Below are 19274 nucleotides of genomic sequence, written 5' to 3'. Positions count from 1 at the left end.
CCGCCGCGACCGTCGTCCCCGTCGTCCACCACCTCGATCGTCACCCCTTCCGGCTCGTAACCGACCGCGACCCGGCACGTCCGTGCCCTGGAATGCCGCACCACGTTCGTCACCGACTCCTGGATGATCCGGAACGCCGACAGTTCGATCTCCGGCGGCAGTGGACGCCGCTCGCCCCGCCAGGTCACGTGGACCCGCACCCCGGCGCCGGCCGTGCGTTCGGCGAGCTGCGGGACGTCGGCCAGGCTGCCGGCCGGCGCCAGCGGTGCGGCCTGCGGCATGGCGTCGTCCGGCTCGGCGCGGCGGAGCGCCCCGAGCATGCGCTGCAGTTCCAGCAGCGTCTCCCGGCTGGTGGTCTCGATGCCGGTCAGCGCCTGCCGCGTCTGCTCGGGCTTGGTCTCCACGACCCGCGCCGCCGCTCCCGACAGCACCGTGATGATCCCGATGCTGTGCGCGACGCTGTCGTGCAGCTCGCGGGCGATCCGCAGCCGCTCGGCCATGACGACGCGGGCCGCGGTCTGCTCCTGCAGGGCTTCGAGGTATTCACGGCGTCGGCGGTACACCCCACCGAAGACCCACGCGACCGCGAACCACAACGCGAACTGCCCGGCCCACTGGGACGCGTCGCCGACGTTCTGCCCGCGGTCGTGGATGTTGTTGACGAACGCGGCCGCGACGGCCGCGACGGAACCGACGGCGGCAGCCTTGGGCCGCCGGACAGCGAGGTACCAGCCCAAGCCGACGAGCAGGACGAACACGACCAAGGGCCGCGCGTCGAAGGCGTCGCCGAGGACTGCTTCGCCCAGGACCGCCGCGAAGACCGTCGCCGGCAGACGGCGCACCAGCAGGACCGGCAGGGCGAGCACGACGCAGAGACCGAGAATCTGGAAGCCCCCGAGGTCGGGGAACCGGAACAGGCCGTTGTAGTGCGCCGAATTGGGCAGCATCGTCAAGGCGAGAGTCAGCGCGTACAAGCAGGCGGTGGCCAGCACCACGGCCTGTGACATCAGCCAGGTCACGCGCTTCGATGTCGAGAGACGCTGGAGAAGCTGTTCCATACGGAGATCGTATTGATTGGCGTCGGCTCTGCGCGTCGCCCCGGGGATGTACGCCGGATACGCCCCCGAGCCGACGGCCCGGGAAGTGGTGACACCCGCCGGCCGACGCGGTGGATCGTGGTCCGTTCCTAGGTTCATGGTCATGACGAATGTTCCGATGATCGATCTTCGCGACACGACGAAGAAGTACGACGACGGCCCGCCCGCACTGGCCGGCGTCACTCTGTCCGTGGCGGCTGGTGAGTGCGTGGCGATCCTCGGCCATTCCGGCAGTGGCAAGTCCACGCTGCTGAACCTGATCGCGGGTCTGGACAAGCCGTCCAGTGGCACCGTGACCGTCGACGGAACCCGCGTCGACCAGCTCGGCGAGGCCGGTTCGGCGCAGTACCGCCGGGCCTCCATCGGCATGATCTTCCAGTTCTTCAACCTGCTGGACGACCTGACCGTGTTGGACAACGTCATGGTTCCGGCGCAGCTGGCCGGGATGGGCAAGGGCGAAGCGAAGCGGCGGGCCGTCGAGTTGCTCGACTCGCTGGGCATCGACCGGCACGTCAAGGCCTATCCGCAGCGGCTGTCCGGCGGGGAACGGCAGCGGGTGGCGGTGGCCAGGGCCCTGATGAACAAGCCGGCGCTGCTGCTGGCCGATGAGCCGACCGGCGCTCTGGACTCGCACTCGGCCGAGGACGTGCGCGAGCTGCTGCTGGACCTGAACAGCGAGGGCCAGACCATCCTGCTGGTCACCCACGACGTGCAGTTGGCCGCGAGCACCGCGCGCCGCACGATCGAGTTGGTGGACGGCGCGGTCGAACGGGACGTCATCAACGACGACAGCGGTGCCGGCCCGGCCGCCCGCACACCGCTGACCCGTGCGGCGGGAGAGGTCCGATGACCCTGCGTCAGCCGCCGATGCCCTGGCGCGTCTTCGAGGTCGGTTTCCGAGCCATGGCCCGCCTGCTGCCGGCGGTGAGCCGGTGAGCGCCCTGGGCAAGGTCGTACGTTCCGGCGTGGGCCGCCGCCGGGTCCAGTCCCTCGTCATGGCCCTGACGACGTTCGCCGCGGTGACATCCTCGGTACTCTCCCTCGGTCTGCTGGCTGTCGTGCAGGCCCCGTTCGAGCACGCTTTCCGTGCTCGGCACGGGGCGCACCTGGCGGTCCAGTTCGACGGTTCGAAGGTCACGGCCGCGCAGGCTGCCGCCACCGCTCACGCCGCCGGCGTCACCGAGGCAGCCGGGCCGTACCTGGTCGCCGCCGCCCTGGACACGACCGTCGGCACGGACTGCCCCAAGAACGATTTCGCCGGTACCGACAACCATCCGATCACCGTCACCACCCGGCCCGATCTGGGCAGCACCTCCGGGATGGACCAGTTGGTGCTGACCCAGGGGCGCTGGCCGACCAGCCCGGACGAGATCGCCCTGCCGTGGCAGCACTATGCCGTCGACTGCTTCGGCAGTTCGGTGGTGTTCTCCTCCCTGCCGGGCAAGCCGTCGTTCAAGGTCGTCGGCTTCGCCGGCTCGGTGACCGACAGCGCGACCGGCTTCGCCACCGCCGACGGTTTCGCGCGGCTCACCGCCGCCGGTGCCACGTCCGACGAGCAGATGCTCTACCGGTTCGTCAGGGCCGGGACCGCCGCCGACATCGCCACCGACAAGCAGGCGGTGGCCGCCGCCGCGCCGGCCGGCTCGGTCGAGGCCGGACAGTCGTACCTGACCGCGGAGCAGCAGGCGACCGGCAACGCCAAGGCCTACGTGCCGTTCCTGATCGCCTTCGGGATCCTCGGGCTGTTCATGTCGGTGCTGATCATCTCGATCGTGGTCAGCGGGGCTGTGGCCTCGGGAATCCGGCGCATCGGGATTCTGAAGTCGTTGGGCTTCACCCCTTCGCAGGTGGCCCGCGCCTACAGCGCGCAGGCCATGATCCCGGCGACACTCGGCCTGGTACTCGGCACGGCTTTCGGCAACCTCCTGGCCGTGCCGATCCTGGACGGGGCCACCAAGCAGCTCGGCGCGGCCGGTGCCACCATCCCGTTGTGGGTCAGCACCGTGGTGCCGCTGGGCACCCTGCTCATCGTCGGCGTCGCGGCTCTGATCCCGGCACTGCGGGCCGGCCGGATGCCGACGGTGCGGGCCCTGGTGGTCGGCCGCGCCCCCAAGGCCGGGGGCGGTCAGGCGGCGCAGCGTCTGGCCGCGCGGCTGCCGCTGCCCCGGGCCGTGGCGTTGGGGCTGGCCCAGCCGTTCGCCCGGCCGGCCCGGGCCGTAGTGGTCGGTGTGGCGGTGCTGTTCGGCGTGGTGAGTGCCACGTTCGCGGTGGGGCTGGAGACCGGGTTCAACAAGTACCTGGACGTCAGCACCTCAGGCTTCAACGTCGGGCCGGAGTTCGTGATACCCACAGCCGACGTGGGCGTGCCCTGGGGTCTCTACGGCCCCAACGACCCGCGCAACCCGCACCTGGACGCCGCCAAGGTGGCCGCCGCGCTCGCCGGGATCCCGGGCACGAAGGCCGCGTTCGGCTTTGGCGAGAGCGGCGCGACCATGGTCGGCGCCCCGTCCGGCGGCGAACCGGCGAAGGTGTTCACGGTCACCGGCGACTTCTCCTGGACGAACATGGAGCTGCTGTCCGGCCGCTGGTACTCGGCGCCCGGCGAGGCCGTGGTCGGCGACAAGCTGGCCACGGCGGTCGGGATCCACGTCGGTGACGACGTCGCCGTGGTGCAGCAGAACAAGCAACTGTCGCTGAAGGTCGTCGGCATCAACTTCGACACCAACCAGGGCGACTACACGGTCATGACGGATGCGGCCACCTTCACCGCCGCCGGTCTGACCCCGCACGTCGACCAGTTCAACGTCGAGCTGGCCGACGACGTCAACGAATCGGACTGGTCCACCTCGGCCGCCGCCGCGCTGACCCCGCTGAACGCCTCGGTCCAGCCGAACAGCGATGGGGGCAAGAACATCGTGGTGATCACCATGGGCGCCCTGGTGGCCACGCTCACGCTGATGATGATGGCGGTCGCCGCGCTCGGGGTGCTGAGCATGGTGGTGCAGGACACCCGGGAGCGGGTCCGTGATCTGGGGATCCTCAAGGCCCTCGGGATGACGCCCAAGCAGACCATGGCGATGGTGCTGACCTCGGTGTCCCTCACCGGCCTGATCGCCGGGCTGATCGGGGTCCCGCTCGGGGTCGCGGTGGAGAAGGCGACGCTGACCCCGATGGGGAACGCGATCGGCCGGCACCTGCCGCCGAGCGTGTCCCACGTCTACACCGCCGGGCTGCTCATCCCCCTGCTGGCCGGCGGGATCGTGATCGCCCTGCTCGGGGCACTGCTGCCGGCCGGCTGGGCGGCCCGGTCGCGGACCGCCACCGCGCTGCGGACCGAGTAGGACCGAGTAGGACCGAACGCCGAACAGGACCGAACAGGACCGAACAGAGCCGCTGGTCGCCGCGGCAACAGCGGTGCTGGGCACTGCACGGCGCGGCAAGAACGCCAATGCCGACCTCCCCCGGTTGGCAGCCTCGGGAGGTCGGCATTCCGGCGTTCTTTCCTCAGCACAGAGAGGCGTGAGAGGCACCCAGCATGGCGGGCAGCGCTTTCGACCTGTGCTCGATCGGCATCGGCCCGTAGAGCTCACAGACAGTCGGCCCGATGCGCGCGGCCCGGATGTTCGTCAAAACCTGGCGGATCCTCACCGAACTCCGCACCGATCCCGCCCACGCCACCAACCTCCTGCGCGCCCTGCTCGTCCTGGCGAACCTCGTGGTCAACCGATCAAGGCCCGGGACAGCCGCCCACCGACTGCACGAACACCTCCGAACCCTGCCACACCACCACGGCTGATCAGCCCTTTTCAAGAGGGTGGATCTTCACTGCTCCCGCGCGTACCGCGCCAGGAACAGGTCGACCCCGGAGCTGATCATCCGGTGCATCCCGGCCTCGTCCAGTTCGGCCTCCGGGCTGAACGTCCGCACCAGCTGCGGCACGCCCACCGTGCAGGCCACCAGCTGCTGCACGGCCAGCGCCGGGTCCTCCACTGCGAGCACGCCGCGGCGGTCCAGTTCGGCGAAGGCCTCGATCAGCGGGCCGTTGTTCATGTCGTAGCTGACCCGGTACCAGAGCTGGCCCAGCTGCGGGAAGCGGTCGATCTCGCCGATCACCAGGCGGCGCAGCGACATGATGTCGGGGCGCAGCAGGATGCGGGTCCAGTCGAGGGTGAGGGTGATCAGCGCGGAGCGCAGGTCGTCGGCCTCGGCGATGGTGGAGTTCCACGGCTTGAGGTCCTCGTAGGTGGTGGGCAGGACGCCGCCGATCACCGCGAGGAAGAGCCGTTCCTTGTTGCCGAAGTGCTTGTAGATGGTGGCCTTGGAGACGCCGGAGCGGGCGGTGATGGCGTCCATCGAGGCGGCGGAGTAGCCCTCCTTGAGGAACTCGGCGAGCGCGGCGTCGATGATCGCCTGCCGGCGCCGCTGGGCGGCGTCGACCGGGGTCGGGATGATCGGGATGCCGAACTCGTCGGTCGGCTGGGGGCTGTCGGCGGCCATCGGGGTTCTCCTCGGGGTGCTCGGGCGGAGACGGTACGGGCCAGTATAGGAAACTGAACGGTTCGGTTGATGCGGTGGCGCCGGGACCGGCGGCAGGTGGCGCCGGGACCGGCGGTAGCCCCGTCGGCGTGCGGTAGCCCCGTCGGCGTGCGGTAGCCCCGTCGGCGTGCGGGAGAACCGGCGGCAGCCGGCGGCACTCGGCGGCATGTGGTGGGCGCCCGGCTGTGCCCCCGCTGTGCGCCCCGCGGCCCCCGGCCGTGCGCCGGGTCAGTGCACCAGCGAGGCGACGTACGAGCCCAGCCCGGCGATCCGCCCGCCGGATGCCGCCAGTTGCGGGCCGAGCGCCGCACCGAGCAGGAACACCAGGTTGAAGAGCCCGATCGCCTCCGGCCGCCGCTGCGGCGCCACGGCCTCGGCCCCGGCGCCGGTCAGCACGCCCTGGCCGCCCGCGTTGACGCAGGCGCTGGCCCCGGCCCCCAGCAGCACCAGCGGCGCCCAGGGAGCGAACGCGGCGAGCGCGAGTGCGGCGAACGAGACGCCGAGCAGCAGGCCGGCGGTGCGCCGCAGGCCCAGCCGGGGTGCGGCGCGCACCAGCGACCAGGAGAGCAGCGCGCCGGTCAGGGTGGCGAGCGAGCCGGCGGCGCCGGTCTGGACGGCGCTCCAGCCGGTCAGCGCGGCGGCCCGCCGCGGTGCGCCGTAGACCAGGCCGAAGTTGACGGTCGCCAGGACCAGCATCACCGCGGCGACGGCCCGGAAGCGCGACACCGCCAGGGCGTCCAGGCCGAGGAACGAGCGGCTCGCCGCCGACGCGCCCGCGCCCCGCGCCGGCTCCGGTCCGGGCCCGGCCGCCGGGCCGTGCGCCGGTGCGGCACACCCGCGCAGTGCGGCCGGCAGCACCGCCAGGGTCAGCACCGGCAGCACCAGGCAGGCCCGCCAGCCCGGCCCGGCCGCCACCGCCGCGCCGATGAACAGCCCGACGGTGCCACCCGCCGCGCTGCCGATCGCGACGACTCCGGAGGCACGTCCGTCCGGTTGACGCGCGGCCAACTGGAAGGCGGCCACGTTGAACCCGGCCGCACCGACCCCCAGCAGGACGCGCCCGGCGACCAACGGACCGAGGGCCGCCCCGGCGGCGAGCGTGACCAGCACGCCGAGCAGCAGCGCCCCCGCGGAGGCGAGCAGCAGAGCCCGGGGGCCGCGCCGCCCGGCGGTGCCGGTGAGCAGCGGGGTGCCGAGCATCATGCCGAGCCCGTAGCCGCTCATCAGCCAGGAGGCGGAGTCGAGGCCGGTGTGCAGTTCCCGCGCGATGGCGGGCAGGACGAGGCTCGGGCCGGAGAGTCCGACCGCCCCCGGGACGGCGACCGCTGCGAGCAGCAAGCCGGTCCGGAGCGACCCCCGTACGCCCCGGCCGGTGCTGCTCTCCGGCGGCTCCGCCGGGAGCGTGTCCGCCCCGGCCGCCGTGTCCAGCGCTCCCGGACTCATTCCGGGATCCTCCCGAACTTCCCGTTCGAGAAGTCGAGTTGGGCCTGCCGGAGCTCGGCTGCGGTGTTCATCACGAACGGGCCGCCGCGGGCCACCGGCTCGCCGATCGGCTCGCCGGCCAGGACCAGCACCTCGGCCGGGCCGTCCGGGGCGGCGACGGCGATCCGCTCGCCGTCGTGCGCCAGCACCGCGAGCCGGCCGTCCGACAGCGGCGTGTCGGGCAGTTCGACGGCGCCGGAGAGTACGTAGACGGCGGCGTTGTGGCCGACCGGCACGGTGAAGTCGGCCCGCCCGCCGGCGGGCAGCACGGCGTGCACGAGCAGGACCGGCAGGTGCGTCTCGAAGGGTCCGGCCACGCCGTGGCTGCGGCCCGCGATCACCTTGACCCGGCTGCCGTCCTCGGTGTGCACCACCGGGATGGTGTCGGGCCCCTGGTTCTGGCTGCGGGCCGGGAGGTCCTTCAGCCGGGCGGGCAGGTTCACCCAGATCTGGAGCATGTGCTGGGGGCCGCCGTGGGCGAGCAGGTCGGCGGTCGGCTCGTTGGAGTGGACGATGCCGGCACCGGCGGTGAGCCACTCGACCTCGCCGGCGACGCTGGTGCCGCGCCGGCCGGTCGAGTCGGCCCAGTCCATCGAGCCCTCGATGAGGTAGGAGACCGCCTCGAAGCCGCGGTGCGGGTGGGCGGGGGCGCCCTTGGCCTCGCCGGGGGCGAGCAGCAGCGGGCCGGTCTGGTCGACCATCAGGAACGGGTCGAGCATCGGGAGTTCGGCCACCGGGAACGGGCGGCGGACGGGGAAGCCGGCGCCCTCGACGGTGTGCACGGGATCGATGACGGTGGCGGTCGAGCGGACGGGGGCGGCCTGGGCCGCGGCGAGTTGAGTCGTCGTCATGCCGAAAACTGAACTACACGAGCCAGTTCAGAGTCAAGACTGAACCGTCTGGTTGACGCATTGAACTGAACCGTTTAGATTTTTGGATGTCGGAGCAACCGCCGGCCCAGCACCCGCGCTGCCCCGCACCACCCCGCCCTGCACCGCCCTACACCGGGCAGGCCAGCCACCACCCGCACCCACACCGCAAGGAGCACCGCCATGAGCGCGTCCAAGGTCTTCGCCATCTCCGGCTCGCTGCGCGCCGACTCGCACAACACCGCGCTGCTGCGCGCCGCCCGCAAGCTCGACCCGGCCGGCATGGAGATCGAGATCTACGACGGCCTGCGCGAGATCCCGCCGTACGACTACGACCTCGACCACCCCGGCAAGCGCCCGGCCGTCGTCGAGGAACTGCGCCGCAAGGTCATCGAGGCCGACGGACTGCTCATCGCCACACCGGAGTTCAACTACTCCATCCCCGGCGTCCTCAAGAACGCCCTGGACTGGCTGAGCACCGACTGGACCAAGACCGAGGGCCTGCCGCTGCACCGCAAGCCCACCGCGATCATGGGCGCCGCCCCCACCAACTTCGGCTCCGTCCGCGCCCAGCTGGCACTGCGCCAGGTCTTCGTCTGGACCGACAGCGACGTCGTGGTCAAGCCCGAACTGGTCGCCTTCCGCTCGCACGAGCGCTTCGACGACCAGGGCGAGCTGACCGACGAGGGCACCGCCGGCATCCTCAAGGACCTCCTCACCGCCCTCCAGGGCAAGATCGACGCCGCCCGCGCCTGACGGTCCCGTCCGACACCCGGGCCTGACGCCCGGGTCTGACACCCCGGCCTGACACCCGGCCGACGCCCCACCCGGGGCCGCCCGCCCTCCGCCGTCCGCACCCCGAACCCGCCGCCCCCACGCGGCACGAAGCCCCGCCGAGCACCTGCCCGGCGGGGCTTCGCCACACCTGCGGCGCCGTCGCCATGGGCGTCGGTGGCCGCTCGGCCGGCCCGCGCGCCGACCACCGTCACGGCCGGCCGATCCTCGGACGATCCACAGGGAACGGCGCACCCGCCGCAGGCCAGGTCCTTGGCGGGCAGCCGACCCGTGGTCAGGTACCGCGGGACGCGGGACGGCCGCGTCCGCGCAGGACGGGCCGTTCACCACCACACGGCGCCCTCACCACCGGTCACCGTGACCGTCCGCGAAATCGGCCGGCCGTTGACGCGGGCGCCGGCCGCAGCGGGGCGGCGGGTGGCAGCGGTGTCGCGGCACACGGCGGCCGCGCCGGGCGGCGTCCGCCACACCGGCGGGGGTGCACCCCGGCCGTGCGACCATCTCGGTGACGGCGTCTCGGTGACGGCGTCTCGGTGACGGCGCCTCGGTGACGGCGCCTCGGTCCCGGTCCGGGAGGGCCGGGCGCTCATGCGCCCCGAAAGCCCCGACAGCCCTGACAGTCAGGCACTGCTCCTGGTGGGTGGCGACGCCAAGGTCGCCGCCACGGCGAGTGCGAAGGTGAGCTGGACGGCCGCCGGTCCCTCCCCCTCGCCGACCGCCACGCCGAGCGACCCGGCGGGGCCGGGCCCGGCCGGCCTCCCCGAGCAGACCGGCGGCCCCGCGGGTTCCGACTTCCCCTCGACCGGGGCCCGACGTCGTCCTTGAGCTCGCGGCCGGGGCCGGCGCCGGCTGCCCCTCATCGGGGGACTCCGGTCCTCGTACGGCATCGCCGCCGTACGAGGAGCTGAGCCAAGCACGGTCAGGGATTCCGCCGGGGAGTCGTAGCGGCCGACCGCCACGAGCTCCGGACAACGTACGGTTCGCGGCTATCCGAGGCCGCGAGCGTCCTGCTTCAGCGCCGTGTCGACGGTCAGCGCGGTCGCCACCACAAGGCTGAGGAGCGGGTCGGCGAGCGGGCGGTGGATCTGGAGCACGTAGTTGTCGGCCGTGGTGAACATCGTCTTCGCCAGGCCTTCCCAGGTCTTGGTGATCCGGGCCACCTCGGTGTCCGTCTCGTCGACGATGGAGAAGTTCCAGGCCCGCCAGTTCTCCGCCTTGATGGCGCCGACCTTCCGGCCGCCGACCTCCAGCGCGAAATTGATCTTCCCGATGGCGTTCTGCTGGATGATCTGGCCGACCTCCCGGCCGTCCGGATGCTGCACGATCACCCGCGACTTGATGAGCTTCGCCGGGCGGGTCAGCAGGAGCACCGGGGTGCCCTGCGCGTCACGGATCTCCAGTTTGTGGGTCAGGTACTGGTCGATGGAGGAGAGCAGCCGGATGACCTTGCGCAGAGCGCTCTGGCCGACCTGGACCACCGAGCCCAGCGTGGCGCCCTGCTGGTCGAAGACCGAGTACTCGTTGGTCAGCTCGATCAGCTTGGCCTTCTGGTTCACCACCAGGACGGGCTCGGAGAAGAGGGTGCCGCCGCCACCGAGGACCGGTCCGACGCCCGCCTGCTGCCGAACCTGGCGCTGTACCTTGGCAGCGTCGCCGACCGGCGCGGCCGACTGCCCGGGGAGACCGGGGGTGTTCGTGTTCTGGGACATGGCGGGCAGGCTAGGCCCAATCCACTGTGGGTAGCCAGATCGTTTCGGACCACCCCCGGGTTCGCTCGGGACTTCGAGTTGCGAACTGACCTGCAGGTTTGGGTGTTTGCGAACGACCGCCGACCGGTACGCGACGGCGCGGATGTGGCTGATGTCACATCTGCTGGTCCCGTACGGGCGACGGCCCGCCTCGGAGCAGGCCGTCCCGACTGTCGAGACTTGTCCGGAGCCATGCCCCGGACGTGCACGACCGACGCGCATCCGACACGCCCTCAGGTCGTGGTGCGCGGCGGGCACGACGCCGGACCCCGGGCCGGAAACCGGGAGTCAGGAACCGGGAGCCAGGAGCCGGGAACCGAGGGACGGCGACCCGCGGACGGCCCCGGCAGCCGATGGCCCACCACACCCCCGCGCGCTTCAAGGGGTTTCCCCGGCTCATGCACGTCAACGCCGCTCAGCGGGGTTGCGAGGAGTCCTTGCGGAGCAGCTCCTCGGAGGTGCAACTCTGGTCGGGGTCCAGCACCAGACAGATGTCGAAGCCTCGGTCGTCACGCTGGACCTGCGCGACGATGTCGCACCCGCCGGTCGCCCCCTTGCTGCTCGCCCAGACGTCGAACGACGCACCTTCGGCCGGCGAGGCATCGGCGTTGTCCGACGAGCCGTCCTGCCTCCAGAACTGCCATCTGCCGGCGGCCAGAGTCGAAGGGCACGTGTAGTCGGGTACCGCCTCGCGGATCCCACTCGCCGTCAGGCTGTGATCCGCCGACACGTGAAGTCTGGCGCCCGCCGCGTTGCTCCAGTCCCCGACCAGTTCGGCCTGTCGGATGGCGGCCGTTTCGCCGCCGGCGCCCGCGCACGAGATGCAGCCGAGGGCCACAAGCCCGAGGACCGCAGCCAGGCGTCCGAACGGCCGGTGGGGTCGATGCGCAGGGTCGGTCTTCCTGCTACCCGGCCTCGGTGCCGCCGGCCGGCCCAGGTCGAACCCGCCCATGGCAGCGAGCATGATGTCCGTTCCCTCTCCATCGGTTCCGAGCGGGTCGCTGGCCGGCAGGAAGCCGACGGCCGGCCGCCAGGAGTACGGGGCTACCCTGCCACACTCCTTGAACGTGTTCAATTTTGGCCCGGGACGCCGACCGGATCCCCCCCTTCGCACCGATGGACAACCTCGCCAGGCGGCCGGCATCGATCCGGGCAGCCCACGCCTACGGGTCCTCGTAGGCGAACTCAGCACGCGCAGCGCGGACTTCGCCCGGCTGTGGAGCACCCACACCGTGCGCGGCAAGGCCCCGGCCCGGCCCGGCCGCCGCCTGAACGAGCGTCGCGGACGGCAGGTGACCCCCGCCGACGAACACTGCACGGGGGCAGTCCGGCAGGCAGGGCCTCACCGTGCTTCCGTGCATCCGGCTCCCGGTTGTTCCCACCGGTTCTATGGCTGGTCCGCCGTGGACGCACCGCTCGGGCCGGGCCCGTTTCCGCTGCCGAGCAGTCTGTCGACGAGGAGTTCGGGGTAGCCGTCGGCCGGCAGGTCGAGGCCGAAGATCACCCGGATGTAGAACGGTGCGACGAGCTGGTCGAGGATCTGCTCCAGCGGCGGCGGGTCCTCGCCCCGGGCCGTGGCACGGCGGCGGATCTGCTCGATGGAGTGCATGCGGCGCTGGAAGTGCTGTGCACGTTCGGTGGGGGCATGGGCGCTGGTCGGCATGGACAGGACGACGGCGCGCACGAGGGCGCGTCCTTCGGACGTGCGGATGCTCTCGACGCTGGCCCGGGCCCAGGCGAGGAGGTCGCCGCGCAGGGTGCCGGTGTCGTTCAGCGGTGAGTTGCGTTCGAGGCGGGTGGTGACCGTGTCGGCCAGGAGTGCGTCGAGGCTGCCCCAGCGCCGGTAGACGCTGGTGTGGCTGACGCCGGCGCGTTGCGCGATCGCCGGGATGTTGAGGTCCTCGCCCTGCGGGTCGGAGAGCAGGTCGACGACCGCCTGGTGGACGGCCGCGCGGACCTGTTCGGGGCTCCTGCGGACTCGTTCGGACGCTGGTTTCTGAGGCATGCCCCCATCGTAAGCACAAATATTTGCTTCCACGGCAGGAGGGGTCTACAGTTCCAGTCGCAAGCACAAATCTGTGCTTGCAAACGAAGGAGAGTGTGCGATGAAGCAGCTGCTGTTCCCGAACAACATCCAGTTCTGGTACGAGACCCTGCGGTCGTTGAGCCACATCGCCTACGGCGGCGCGGACTTCGGCGAGGTCGTCTCGACCGGTGAGCGGATCACCGAGGGCGACTACTCCAGCTGGTACACCGAGTGGATGGCCACCGCCGACCGGGTGTCCGGGGAGGCCGAGAAGGCGCTGGCGGCCGGTCACCCGGTGAGCGCCCGGGACGGGTTCCTGCGGGCGTCGAACTACTACCGGTCAGCCGAGTTCTTCCTGCACGGCCACCCCTGCGACCCCCGCCACGACCACGCCTACGACCGCAGCGTGGCCTGCTTCCGGGCGGCGGCCGCCCTGTTCACCCCGGTCATCGAGCCCGTCGAGATCCCGTACGAGGGCACCACCCTGCCGGGCTACCTGTACCGCGTCGACGACTCCGGGACACCGCGGCCGACCCTGATCATGCACAACGGCTTCGACGGCACCGCCGAGGAACTGCACTTCTTCGGGGCGATGGCCGGCGTCGAGCGCGGCTACACCGTGCTGGTCTTCGACGGCCCCGGCATGCCCGGGCCGCGCCACCGCGAGAGCCTGGTCTTCCGCCCCGACTGGGAGAACGTCATCACCCCCGTCGTGGACTTCGCCGAGACCCTCCCGGACGTCGACAACAACCGCATCGCGCTCCTCGGCATCAGCATGGGCGGCATCCTCGCCCCCAGGGCCGCGGCGTTCGAACACCGCCTGGCCGCGCTGGTGGCCGTCGACGGCCTCTACGACCTCGGCCAGACCTCCGTCCGCAACATCCCCGGCCCCCGCGAGGAGGCCGAGCGGCTCCTGCGTGCGCAGTCCGCTCCCGAACTCGACGCCGCCCTCGACGAGATCATGGCCAAGGACCCGATCGCACGCTGGGCGATCAACCACGGCATGTACGTCATGGGCGTCGACACCCCCCGGGCCTTCAACGCCTCCTACCTCGACTACAGCCTCGCCGACGGCATCGCCGAACGGATCCAGTGCCCCACCCTCGTCTGCGACGCCGAGGAGGACATGTTCTTCCAGGGCCAGCCCGAACAGCTCTACGACCACCTCACCTGCCCCAGGACCCTGATGGTCTTCACCACCGAGGAGGGGGCCGGCGCCCACTGCCACCCCGGCGCCATGCGCCTGTCCCAGGCCCGCATCTACGACTGGCTCGACGACACCCTCAAGACGACCGCCTGAAGCCCTGGGGCTCTGGGGCTCTGGGGCTCTGGACCTCTGGGGCTCTGGAGCCCCGAAGCTCTGAAGCCTTGAACAGCCGAAGAGCTGAAGAGCTGATGACCCGACAGCACGAGGAGGCCCGCCCCGCGGGCCATCCGTCGACCGAAGAGAGCACAGGGAGAGCACAGTGCGCCTGATCGTCGCAATGACGGGAGCGACCGGAGCCGTCCTGGGAGTCCGGCTCCTCCAGGAACTGCGCCGGCATCCCGATGTGGAGACGCACCTGGTGCTGACACGCTGGGCGCGGGCCACCGTCGAGCTGGAGACCGGGATGAGCAGCCGCGACGTCGCGGCTCTCGCCGACACCGTCCACTCGCCCGACGACCAGGGGGCGTCCATCGCCTCCGGCTCGTTCCCCGCCGACGGGATGGTGATCGTCCCGTGCAGCATGAAGACGCTCGCCGGGATACGCACCGGGTACGCCGACGGTCTGGTGGCCCGTGCCGCGGACGTCACGCTCAAGGAGCGCCGGAAGCTGGTTCTCGTCCCCCGTGAGACCCCTCTGAGCGAGATCCACCTGGACAACATGCTCGCCCTCGCCCGCATGGGCGCCGCCATCGTGCCGCCCATGCCCGCCTTCTACAACCACCCCGCCACCGTGGACGACGTCGTCGACCACATCGTGGCGAGGATCTGCGACCAGTTCGGCATCGACTCCACCCGGGCCCGGCGCTGGGAAGGCATGCGTGCCGCTGCCACCACGCACCCGCGGGCCCTCCGGACGAACCAGTGAAGGAACCGCACCCGTGAACCACCGCAAGGACCTCCGTGAGCACATCGCCGCACTCGAAGCCCTCGGCGACCTCAAACGTGTGCGGCGCGAGGTGAGTTGGGACCTGGAAGCCGCGGCGATCACCCGCCTCTCCTACGAGCGCACCGCCCCCGCACCGCTCTTCGAGAACGTCAGCGGGGCGGAGCCCGGCTTCCGGCTGATGGGCGCACCCGCCGCGCTGAGCTCCGTGCCCGGCACACCGCTCGCCCGGGTCGCCCTCGCCCTGGGACTGCCCACGGATCTGACCGCCGCGCAGCTCGTGGACACCCTCGCGGCGACCCGGGACCTGCCACCCGTGCCGCCCCGGCACGTGTCCCGCGACGAGGCCCCCTGCAAGCAGAACGTCCTCCTCGGCGAGGACGCGACGCTGGACCGCTTCCCGGTACCCCGCGTCCACGAGCAGGACGGCGGCCGGTACCTCAACACCTGGGGGATCATCGTCGCGCGCACCCCGGACGGCTCGTGGACCAACTGGTCGATAGCCCGCGTCATGATGATCGACGGCACCCACATGACCGGCCTGGTCATACCGCCCCAGCACATCGGTCTCATCTGGCAGGAATGGGCGAAGATCGGCAAGCCCATGCCCTACGCACTCGTCCAGGGCGGCGATCAGGCGATCCCCTTCGTCGGCGGCATCCCGCTCCCCGACGGTGTCGACGAAGCCGGCTTCGTCGGCGCGCTGCACGGCGAGCCCGTCGAGGTCGTGACGTGCGAGCTGTCGGACCTCGAAGTCCCCGCCGGCGCGGAGATCGTCATCGAGGGCCACCTGTCCGTGGAACGCTCCGCCGTCGAGGGGCCCTTCGGGGAGTTCGCCGGATACGTCCCCGACGAGGTCTCCCACCAGCCCGTCTACACCGTCGAGTGCATCACCCACCGCGACGCGCCGATCTGGCCGATCGTCGCCGAAGGCCGCCCGGTCGACGAGTTCCACACCGTGACCGGAATCGGCATCGCCGCCGACGTCCTGCACGACCTGCGCGCCGCCGGCCTGCCGATCACCACGGCCTGGTCCCCCCTGCGCGCGGCCTCCCACTGGCTGGTGCTCACCGTCCCGGCGAACTGGCGCGAGCTGCTCCCGGACACCGACTCCCGGGAATTCGTCCACCGCATCGGCGAAGTCATGGACACGGTGACCCGGACCGGAAGACTGCACGCCCGGGTCTTCGTCCTCGACGACGACATCGATCCCGCCGACGACGCCGACCTGTTGTGGGCCCTGGCCACCCGCATCCACCCCACCGACCGCGCCGAGGCGTGGAACGGCCCGATCCACCCCCTGATGAACTGCTACCACCACAGCGAGAGGGCCGCCATGACCGGCCCGGTCGTCCTCCACGACGGACTCCAGCCCGCCCCCGGCCACGGTCGGATGCCGCACAGCTCGTTCGCCGAGGCGTACCCGGCCCACATCCGTCGGCTCGTCCTCGACCGCTGGGACGAGGACTGAGGAGGAGGGCCGGGAGAAGGACGAGGCGGCGGACGAGGCCGCAGACCGGAAGCAGCCGGTGAGCCCGAGTTGCGGAAACCGCACGGCTGCGGGCGGGCACGGGCACTCCGGGCCCGCCCGCAGCCGCCGGGTCAGGACGCCGCTGCCGCTGCGCCCGCCCCGCAGGGTCCGGCACCGAGCGCGGGCGGGGGTCCGGCACCGGGCGCGGGCCGACGCCCGGTGCTCCTGGGGACGAATCGGGTGAATCGCCAGATACTGAATTCATGACGCAGAATGCCCGCACACACGAGGAACCGTCGCGTCTCACGGTCAAGGGCCGCGAGGTGCGCCTGCGCACCATCGCCATGGCCGTCATCGCGGTTCTGGCCGTCTGGTTCATCGCGGTCAACACCGCCTCGGTGACCATCACCCTGTGGGTCGCCGACGTCACCATGCCGCTCTGGGTCGTCCTGACCGTCACGATCCTCGTCGGCGTGCTGATCGGTGTCTTCGTGGCCCGCCGCCGAGCCGCCCGCAAGGCAGCCCGGTCGTGATCCCCGGGCCCGTGCGCCGACGCCCGGGGCGTCGGCCCGGGGCCGGGTGCGCGCTGCCGGCCCCGGCGGCCGCGCCGGCGGTCAGCGTCGGGCCCCGGCCGGGCAGGCGGGCTCGTGCCAGGTCCTGCGGACGACCCCGCCGCCACCGTGGGTGCGGTGCTCGGTGGACCAGCTCCGGCAGCACCCTGCGCCGCCCGGACGGGCCGGCACCGGGGCGACGCGGACCGGAGCAGCGGGCACGGCAGCGGGCGCGGCAGCGGGCGCGGCAGCAGGAACGGTCGATGCACGGGAGCGTCGGCGACGGCGGGGCCGAGTGGGAGTGGTCATGCCGAGGGCTCTGCCCGCCGGACCCCCGGGCCGAACCCGGCTGTCACCCGAACGGACCACATCACGGGAAAACGCACCACACCTGACCTGCGTCGTCCGCTACCGCTGCCGCCGGTGCCCACGGACCACCCCGAGGGGGCGTCCGACCACCGCTCCGACGGTAGCCGTCGGTCGGTCCGCCGGCGGGATGCGGTCCGCCCGTGGCCGGGCGGACCGCATCGACGTCACCTCGGTGTGGTCGTCACAGACCGACATCCGCCGGCCACCGCCGGGCACCGCCGGGCACCGCCGGGCACCGCCGGAACGGGAACGGCGGGGCCCGGCCGACGGTGTCGTTGCCGCGGACGTGGACGCCGGTGATCCGCTCGCCGAACCCGACCGCGCCGGCCTGGTTCTTCGCCGGGACCGGCTCCCGCACCTGGCCGGAGGCGGTCTTCGCGGCGGTCAGCGCGGCCACGGCGAGGCCGGGGACGGCGGCCGTCCTCGGCGGCGTGCCCGACAGGAACGTCTTTTCCTCCGGCACACGTGTGGCATCAGTCATCTCACCGCCGGACGCGGCATACGTATGTCGGCCGTCGCAAGCAGATGGCGCGGTCGGCCGGGCGACACCTCGGCGGCCGGCCGTCGACGGCATAGGCTGACGGCCACGGACGGATCGGCCAGGGGGACGGCATGGCAGTCGAAGAGCCGGGCGGGGCGGGTGAGTCGGGCGAGCCGGGCGCATGGGCCTGCCCGCGGTGCGCGCGGGACCTGGTGCGGGAGACCATGCGGTCAGGGCGACGACGTGCCAAGGAGTGGCGGAGGTGCCCCGGCTGCGGGTTCCTGGGCCGTCCCGATCTCGGGGGCCGCCCGGTCCTCCACCCGTTCCGCGAACTGACCGGCGAGGACGGCGACTGCGTCTTCTGCGGCTGGGAGGACTGCAACCGGGCCGGCGAGGCCTTCGCCTGGAACGACTGGTGGTGCGAGTGGATCGTCTGCACGGCCTGCGGCCGGGAGAACGTGCGCCGGATCAAGCGCGTCTCCCCGTGACGGTCGGCCCGCCCTGCCCCGGCCGCAGCCCCGGCTCCGCAGTCGTCCGGCACGACCACCGGGCCGGACGTTGAACACCGTTCGAGAGCAGGCCGGCCCGGGGGTCCGGCCGACGGCCGACCAGCGGTGCGCGCCCGACGTGCCGGTCCGTCGCCGGACGGCACCGGCACCGTAAGGTCCTCTCCGAGGACGCGCGGCACGCCCGGTCACCCGGACCGGGGACGCCCCGAAGGGGCGACGGGCCGCCGGAAGGACGAGACGAAGGGCTGGCACGTCACATGCAACAGCGCAGTCTGCGGGACCTCCAGGTGTCGGCCGTCGGCCTCGGCTGCATGGGGATGTCCGCCTTCTACGGCACGGCCGACCAGGACGAGGCCGTCGCGACCATCCGGCGCGCCCTGGACCTCGGCATCACCTTCCTCGACACGGCGCAGGTCTACGGACCGCTCACCAACGAGTCCCTGGTCGGCGAGGCCGTCCGGGGACACCGCGACGAGTACGTGATCGCCACCAAGTTCAACTACCGGATGGACGACGCCGTACCCGGCGACATGTCGACGGTGGGCCGCCAGGACGGCTCCGCCGAGCACGTCCGCAGTTCCGTCCACGGCTCGCTCACGCGGCTCCGCACCGACCGCATCGACCTGTACTACCAGCACCGGGTCGACCCGGCCGTGCCCATCGAGGAGACCGTCGGCGCTCTCGGCGAACTGGTCGCCGAGGGCAAGGTGCGGCACATCGGGCTGAGCGAAGCGAGTGCGGAGACCATCCGCCGCGCCCACGCCGTCCACCCGGTCACCGCCGTCCAGACCGAGTACTCGCTCTGGACGCGGGACGTGGAAGCGGAGGTCCTCCCCACCTGCCGGGAGCTCGGAATCGGCTTCGTGCCGTACTCCCCGCTCGGCCGTGGCTTCCTCGCGGGCCGCTTCAGCTCCCCCGACGAACTCGACCGGGACGACTTCCGCCGCAGCAACCCGCGCTTCACCGAGGCCAACCTGGCGGCGAACCTCCGGCTCGCCGAGAAGGTGAAGCAGATCGCCGCGGAGAAGGACATCACCCCGGCCCAGCTGGCGATCGCCTGGGTCCTGGCCCGCGGCGAGGACCTCGTCCCGATCCCGGGCACCAAGCGCCGCACCTACCTGGAGCAGAACGCGGCCGCGGTCGACGTCGAACTGACCGACGAGGACCTGGCCCGCGTCGAGGCCGAGGTGCCCGGGGCGGCGGGCGAGCGCTACGACGAGGACGGGATGCGGGCGGTGAACCGCTGAGCG

Annotated in this window: 19 protein-coding genes; 11 read left to right on the top strand and 8 right to left on the bottom strand. The window is 72.1% G+C overall.

All coding sequences use genetic code 11. The features are described 5' to 3' along the window. The coding region (locus ACFV04_RS31125; protein WP_380534066.1) for a sensor histidine kinase at positions 1-1058 on the bottom strand (1058 nt) is incomplete at its 3' end. A 142-nt stretch (positions 1059-1200) separates the two neighbouring features. Between ACFV04_RS31125 and ACFV04_RS31120 the strand changes: the two genes are divergently transcribed. The 3 genes from ACFV04_RS31120 to ACFV04_RS31110 all read left to right on the top strand — a co-directional run bounded on the left by ACFV04_RS31120 (position 1201) and on the right by ACFV04_RS31110 (position 4893). Further along, positions 1201-1947, top strand: coding sequence for an ABC transporter ATP-binding protein (locus ACFV04_RS31120; protein ID WP_380534064.1), 747 nt, complete (start codon positions 1201-1203; stop codon positions 1945-1947). A gap of 145 nt (positions 1948-2092) precedes the next feature. Next, entirely contained in the window at positions 2093-4438 is a 2346-nt protein-coding gene (locus tag ACFV04_RS31115) for an ABC transporter permease (protein ID WP_380534062.1), read from the top strand. 263 nt (positions 4439-4701) lie between these two features. Next, the gene (locus tag ACFV04_RS31110) at positions 4702-4893 is read left to right on the top strand and encodes a hypothetical protein (RefSeq protein WP_380534060.1); all 192 of its coding nucleotides are present in this window, start codon (positions 4702-4704) and stop codon (positions 4891-4893) included. A gap of 26 nt (positions 4894-4919) precedes the next feature. On the opposite strand, the gene ACFV04_RS31105 is transcribed toward ACFV04_RS31110, so the two are convergent. The 3 genes from ACFV04_RS31105 to ACFV04_RS31095 all read right to left on the bottom strand — a co-directional run bounded on the left by ACFV04_RS31105 (position 4920) and on the right by ACFV04_RS31095 (position 7966). Continuing rightward, the gene (locus ACFV04_RS31105) at positions 4920-5594 is read right to left on the bottom strand and encodes a TetR/AcrR family transcriptional regulator (RefSeq protein ID WP_380534058.1); all 675 of its coding nucleotides are present in this window, start codon (positions 5592-5594) and stop codon (positions 4920-4922) included. Positions 5595-5861: 267 nt separating this feature from the next. Then, the gene (locus tag ACFV04_RS31100) at positions 5862-7076 is read right to left on the bottom strand and encodes an MFS transporter (protein WP_380534056.1); all 1215 of its coding nucleotides are present in this window, start codon (positions 7074-7076) and stop codon (positions 5862-5864) included. Continuing rightward, positions 7073-7966 (bottom strand): pirin family protein, encoded by an 894-nt coding sequence (locus ACFV04_RS31095; protein WP_380534054.1) that lies wholly within the window; start codon positions 7964-7966, stop codon positions 7073-7075. Before ACFV04_RS31095 ends, ACFV04_RS31100 begins: the two co-directional genes overlap by 4 nt. 201 nt (positions 7967-8167) lie before the next feature. Here ACFV04_RS31095 and ACFV04_RS31090 point away from each other — a divergent pair, with 201 nt between their 5' ends. Further along, positions 8168-8740 (top strand): NADPH-dependent FMN reductase, encoded by a 573-nt coding sequence (locus ACFV04_RS31090; RefSeq protein ID WP_380534053.1) that lies wholly within the window; start codon positions 8168-8170, stop codon positions 8738-8740. Between the two features lie 1025 nt (positions 8741-9765). Here ACFV04_RS31090 and ACFV04_RS31085 read toward each other — a convergent pair. Together ACFV04_RS31085 and ACFV04_RS31080 are read right to left on the bottom strand one after the other, a co-directional pair. Beyond that, entirely contained in the window at positions 9766-10641 is an 876-nt protein-coding gene (locus ACFV04_RS31085) for an LURP-one-related/scramblase family protein (protein ID WP_380534068.1), read from the bottom strand. Positions 10642-10942: 301 nt separating this feature from the next. Next, positions 10943-11491 carry a hypothetical protein gene (locus tag ACFV04_RS31080; RefSeq protein ID WP_380534051.1) on the bottom strand — a complete coding sequence of 183 codons (549 nt, stop codon included), beginning with the start codon at positions 11489-11491 and terminating at the stop codon, positions 10943-10945. On the opposite strand from ACFV04_RS31080, the gene ACFV04_RS31075 reads away from it, so the two are divergent. Next, positions 11478-11999, top strand: a complete 522-nt coding sequence (locus ACFV04_RS31075; RefSeq protein WP_380534049.1) for a hypothetical protein — start codon at positions 11478-11480, stop codon at positions 11997-11999. The genes ACFV04_RS31080 and ACFV04_RS31075 overlap by 14 nt on opposite strands. On the opposite strand, the gene ACFV04_RS31070 is transcribed toward ACFV04_RS31075, so the two are convergent. After that, positions 11915-12532: a TetR/AcrR family transcriptional regulator C-terminal ligand-binding domain-containing protein gene (locus ACFV04_RS31070; RefSeq protein ID WP_380534047.1), complete on the bottom strand. Its 618-nt coding sequence runs from the start codon at positions 12530-12532 to the stop codon at positions 11915-11917. The two genes, ACFV04_RS31075 and ACFV04_RS31070, sit on opposite strands and share 85 nt — an antisense overlap. Positions 12533-12632: 100 nt before the next feature. Between ACFV04_RS31070 and ACFV04_RS31065 the strand changes: the two genes are divergently transcribed. The 4 genes from ACFV04_RS31065 to ACFV04_RS31050 all read left to right on the top strand — a co-directional run bounded on the left by ACFV04_RS31065 (position 12633) and on the right by ACFV04_RS31050 (position 16647). Further along, the gene (locus tag ACFV04_RS31065; RefSeq protein WP_380534045.1) at positions 12633-13853 is read left to right on the top strand and encodes an alpha/beta fold hydrolase; all 1221 of its coding nucleotides are present in this window, start codon (positions 12633-12635) and stop codon (positions 13851-13853) included. A gap of 166 nt (positions 13854-14019) precedes the next feature. Continuing rightward, positions 14020-14625, top strand: coding sequence for a non-oxidative hydroxyarylic acid decarboxylases subunit B (locus tag ACFV04_RS31060; RefSeq protein WP_380534043.1), 606 nt, complete (start codon positions 14020-14022; stop codon positions 14623-14625). A 13-nt stretch (positions 14626-14638) separates the two neighbouring features. Further along, complete coding sequence (locus ACFV04_RS31055; RefSeq protein ID WP_380534041.1) at positions 14639-16114, top strand: UbiD family decarboxylase; 1476 nt, start codon at positions 14639-14641, stop codon at positions 16112-16114. A gap of 263 nt (positions 16115-16377) precedes the next feature. After that, positions 16378-16647 carry a lipopolysaccharide assembly protein LapA domain-containing protein gene (locus tag ACFV04_RS31050; protein WP_380534039.1) on the top strand — a complete coding sequence of 90 codons (270 nt, stop codon included), beginning with the start codon at positions 16378-16380 and terminating at the stop codon, positions 16645-16647. 568 nt (positions 16648-17215) lie between these two features. On the opposite strand, the gene ACFV04_RS31045 is transcribed toward ACFV04_RS31050, so the two are convergent. Continuing rightward, a complete protein-coding gene (locus ACFV04_RS31045) occupies positions 17216-17515 on the bottom strand; it encodes a hypothetical protein (protein WP_380534037.1) in 300 nt (99 codons plus the stop codon). A gap of 131 nt (positions 17516-17646) precedes the next feature. Here ACFV04_RS31045 and ACFV04_RS31040 point away from each other — a divergent pair, with 131 nt between their 5' ends. Beyond that, complete coding sequence (locus tag ACFV04_RS31040) at positions 17647-18003, top strand: hypothetical protein (protein WP_380534035.1); 357 nt, start codon at positions 17647-17649, stop codon at positions 18001-18003. Between the two features lie 278 nt (positions 18004-18281). Then, positions 18282-19271 carry an aldo/keto reductase gene (locus tag ACFV04_RS31035; protein WP_380534033.1) on the top strand — a complete coding sequence of 330 codons (990 nt, stop codon included), beginning with the start codon at positions 18282-18284 and terminating at the stop codon, positions 19269-19271. The last annotated feature ends 3 nt before the right edge of the window (positions 19272-19274 follow it).

This window comes from Kitasatospora sp. NPDC059599 (assembly GCF_042735125.1).
Taxonomy (GTDB): Bacteria; Actinomycetota; Actinomycetes; order Streptomycetales; family Streptomycetaceae; genus Kitasatospora.
This window is presented reverse-complemented; position numbering and strand designations above follow the sequence as displayed.